Raw genomic sequence first — 3411 nt, 5'->3', positions numbered from 1 at the left:
GGGTGAGGTGGCGATCAGCCCGCGGCCCGCGGGCCGCGGATCGGCGCGTGTCGCTCACCCCGCCAGCCTTGCACAGCCCTACTTCGGGTGCTCAGTACGGCAGGACGCCCGCTGCGCAATGTCGCTGGCTGTGTTGGCAATAGAACTTGCCGTAGACCGGGGCCGCGGCGACGACGGACGCGAACGCCGCCGAGATCATCGCGATGGCCAGCGCCGACACCAGCGGCCGGTCGGCCACCATCGCCAGCATCAGACCCACGACCGTGCTCACCACGACGTAGGCCAGCACGACGAAAACCACCTCGGTCTTGTGCCTGGAGGCGTCATGGCTCCACCAATAGAACAGGCCCGCACCAATCGCGCCGGCGGGAACCCAGACCGCCAGCAGCATCAAGACGAACTGCCACCACCTGACGTACTGGTACCGGTCGGCCACCGCAATCGCCTCGGACGGCGCTGCGTCGGTGTACGCACCCGGGGTGAGTCCGCCGACCCCCGGCTTCTCGGCAACATCCGAGCGTCGGTGCCACCATCGACGCCGCCGGGGCGGTGGCTCCGGCTCGATGAGTTCGGGCTCGACTTTCTGGTGAATGCCGGTGTCGAAGGCCGGTTTGTACGGCTCGGTCAGCGGCATCGACTCAGTCTCCACGCGCTCGTGGTCAGCCACGGGTCACGACCTCGACCAAGGCGAGCACGCCGAACCATCCAGGCGCCAAGGCCAGGATGTACGCACCCAGCGCGGTCAGCCACCGGCGCCGGGCCAGCAGGACCACCAGCAGCCCGACTGCGCTGGGGAATCCGACCACCAGTGCAATGGCGACATCGGGGCGCATGCGCGCGTGCTCCACGGTCAGCGCCGCCGCGCCACCGAGCAGCCCGGTCGCAACGCCAAGCAGCATCGCGCTAGTCAAAACCAAAGGCCGCGGCAGCGGTATCACGGTTAAACGATACTGCCGCGGGCGCGCGCTACGGCTTTACCGGCGCGGCGCGCCCTGCGGGTACTGGGCACGCGTCGACGGCGGCAGCCACCACCGGAGCGCGCTCCGGCAGCCGCTGGCCGCGCGCGTAGTCGGCGCCGGTGATCACCCCCGTAGCAGCCAGTTCGGCGTTCTCGGCGTCGTTGAACGCGCGTCCACGTGAGAGAAATCGCATCCCCTCGGGTGCTTCCAGGCTGAACCCGCCGCCCCGGCCGGGCACCACATCGATGACGAGCTGGGTGTGTTTCCACGCTTGGAACTGTGGCCCCGAGATCCACACCGGCACCCCGTCCGCTCCGACGTCGAGCACACCGAGCAACACGTCGCGGTCACCGATGATGAACTCCCCATCGGGGTAGCACATCGGCGACGACCCGTCACAGCAGCCGCCGGACTGGTGAAACATCAACGGGCCGTGCTGGTCTCGCAGCTGATCGAGCAGGGCGGCCGCGTCGGCGGTGACGACCACCCGGCTGGTCACCATCAGAAGAATCCTTGTGCTTTCTGCGAATACGACACCAGCAGGTTCTTGGTCTGCTGGTAGTGGTCGAGCATCATCTTGTGGTTTTCCCGGCCGAACCCGGACTGCTTGTAGCCGCCGAACGCGGCGTGCGCGGGGTACACGTGGTAGCAGTTGACCCACACCCGCCCGGCCTGGATGTCGCGACCGGCCCGGTAGGCGGTGTTCCCGTCGCGACTCCACACTCCCGCGCCCAGGCCGTAGAGGGTGTCGTTGGCGATCGAGATGGCGTCGTCGTAATCCTTGAACGACGCGACCGAGACCACGGGTCCGAAGATCTCCTCTTGGAAGATCCGCATCTTGTTGGTGCCGGCGAAGATGGTTGGCTGCACGTAGTAGCCACCGGAGAGGTCGCCGCCCAACTCGGCGCGTTCCCCACCGCACAGAATCCTCGCGCCTTCATCTTTGCCAATCTCGATGTAGGACAACACCTTTTCCAGCTGATCGTTGGACGCCTGCGAGCCGACCATCGTCTCGGTGTCCAGCGGATCGCCCTGCCGGACCGCCTTGGTGCGGATGGCCGCCAGCTCCAGGAATTCGTCGTAGATGTCGGCCTGCACCAGGCTGCGTGACGGGCAGGTGCACACCTCGCCCTGGTTGAGCGCGAACATGGTGAACCCTTCCAGCGCCTTGTCCTGGAAGTCGTCGTGGGCGGCCATCACATCGTTGAAGAAGATGTTGGGGCTCTTGCCGCCCAGTTCGAGGGTGACCGGGATCAGGTTCTGGCTGGCGTACTGCATGATCAGTCGCCCGGTGGTGGTCTCGCCGGTGAAGGAAACCTTGGCGATCCGATTGCTCGACGCCAGGGGCTTGCCGGCTTCGGCGCCAAACCCGTTGACGACGTTGACCACCCCGGGCGGCAGCAGATCGCCGATCAGCGACAGCAGGTAGAGCACCGATGCCGGCGTCTGCTCGGCCGGCTTGAGCACCGCGGTATTGCCGGCTGCCAGCGCGGGCGCCAGCTTCCAGGTGGCCATCAGGATTGGGAAATTCCACGGGATGATCTGCCCGACCACGCCCAGCGGCTCGTGGAAGTGGTAGGCGACGGTGTCGTCGTCGATCTGCGACAGCGAGCCCTCCTGGGCCCTGATGGCGCTGGCGAAATAGCGGAAATGGTCAACGGACAATGGGATGTCGGCGGCCAGCGTCTCGCGGATCGGTTTGCCGTTGTCCCAGACTTCGGCCAGGGCCAGCGACTCCCTGTTCGCTTCGATACGGTCAGCGATCTTGTTCAAGATCGCGGCCCGCTCGGCGGGGGCGCTCTTGCCCCAGGCCTTGGCCGCGCCGTGGGCGGCGTCGAGCGCCTTCTCGACATCCGCGGCGTCCGAGCGCGCCACCTCGCAGAACGGCTGGCCGGTGACCGGCGTCAGGTTCTCGAAGTAGCGGCCGGCGGCCGGCGCCACCCATTCGCCACCGATGAAGTTGTCGTACCGCGATTCAAAAGACATCAGGGCCCCGGTGGAGCCCGGTCGTGCGAAGACGGTCATTTGTCGCCACTCCTCGTCGTTCGACGGTGTTACACAGCTCACACTACCGTCGCGGTAACAATGGCCCCATGGCCGCGCACATGACCAACGAGTCGAACGACCCGTACCTGTGGCTCGAGGACGTCCTCGGTGAGCAGCAGCTGAACTGGGTCCGCGCCCGCAACGATCCGACGGTGGCCCAGTTCGCCGGCGAGGAGTTCGAGCGGATGCGCGCCGAGGCGCTCGAGGTGCTCGACACCGACGCCCGCATCCCATACGTGCGCCGCCGCGGCGAATACCTGTACAACTTCTGGCGCGATGCCACCAACCCGCGGGGGCTGTGGCGGCGAACCACATTGGACAGCTACCGCAGCGACGCCACCGAGTGGGACGTGTTGTTGGACTTAGATGAACTGAGTCGAGCTGACAATGAAAACTGGGTCTGGTC

4 protein-coding genes and 1 pseudogene are annotated in these 3411 nt (G+C 66.5%); 1 reads left to right on the top strand and 4 read right to left on the bottom strand.

The window, feature by feature from the left end; translation table 11 throughout:
• Positions 1 to 91 precede the first annotated feature (91 nt).
• The 4 genes from WAN02_RS15245 to adh are packed head-to-tail and all read right to left on the bottom strand — an operon-like array spanning position 92 to position 2984.
• Positions 92 to 667, bottom strand: coding sequence for a hypothetical protein (locus WAN02_RS15245; protein ID WP_422265041.1), 576 nt, complete (start codon positions 665 to 667; stop codon positions 92 to 94).
• Positions 660 to 938 (bottom strand): putative holin, encoded by a 279-nt coding sequence (locus WAN02_RS15240; protein WP_325690333.1) that lies wholly within the window; start codon positions 936 to 938, stop codon positions 660 to 662. The genes WAN02_RS15245 and WAN02_RS15240 overlap by 8 nt, the downstream gene beginning before the upstream one ends.
• A 28-nt stretch (positions 939 to 966) precedes the next feature.
• A complete protein-coding gene (locus tag WAN02_RS15235; protein ID WP_422265040.1) occupies positions 967 to 1461 on the bottom strand; it encodes a DUF779 domain-containing protein in 495 nt (164 codons plus the stop codon).
• Entirely contained in the window at positions 1461 to 2984 is a 1524-nt protein-coding gene (gene adh / locus WAN02_RS15230; RefSeq protein WP_422265039.1) for an aldehyde dehydrogenase, read from the bottom strand. Before adh ends, WAN02_RS15235 begins: the two co-directional genes overlap by 1 nt.
• Positions 2985 to 3052: 68 nt before the next feature.
• Between adh and WAN02_RS15225 the strand changes: the two are divergent.
• Positions 3053 to 3411: pseudogene (locus WAN02_RS15225) on the top strand (S9 family peptidase); the annotation flags it as partial.

This window comes from Mycobacterium sp. (genome assembly GCF_049281135.1).
Classification (GTDB): domain Bacteria; phylum Actinomycetota; class Actinomycetes; order Mycobacteriales; family Mycobacteriaceae; genus Mycobacterium.
This window is presented reverse-complemented; position numbering and strand designations above follow the sequence as displayed.

Bases quoted from the DNA above. Each gene is read 5' to 3' on its own strand.
- WAN02_RS15235 (WP_422265040.1), bottom strand. From the start codon at position 1,461: ATGGTGACCAGCCGGGTGGTCGTCACCGCCGACGCGGCCGCCCTGCTC.
- adh (WP_422265039.1), bottom strand. From the start codon at position 2,984: ATGACCGTCTTCGCACGACCGGGCTCCACCGGGGCCCTGATGTCTTTT.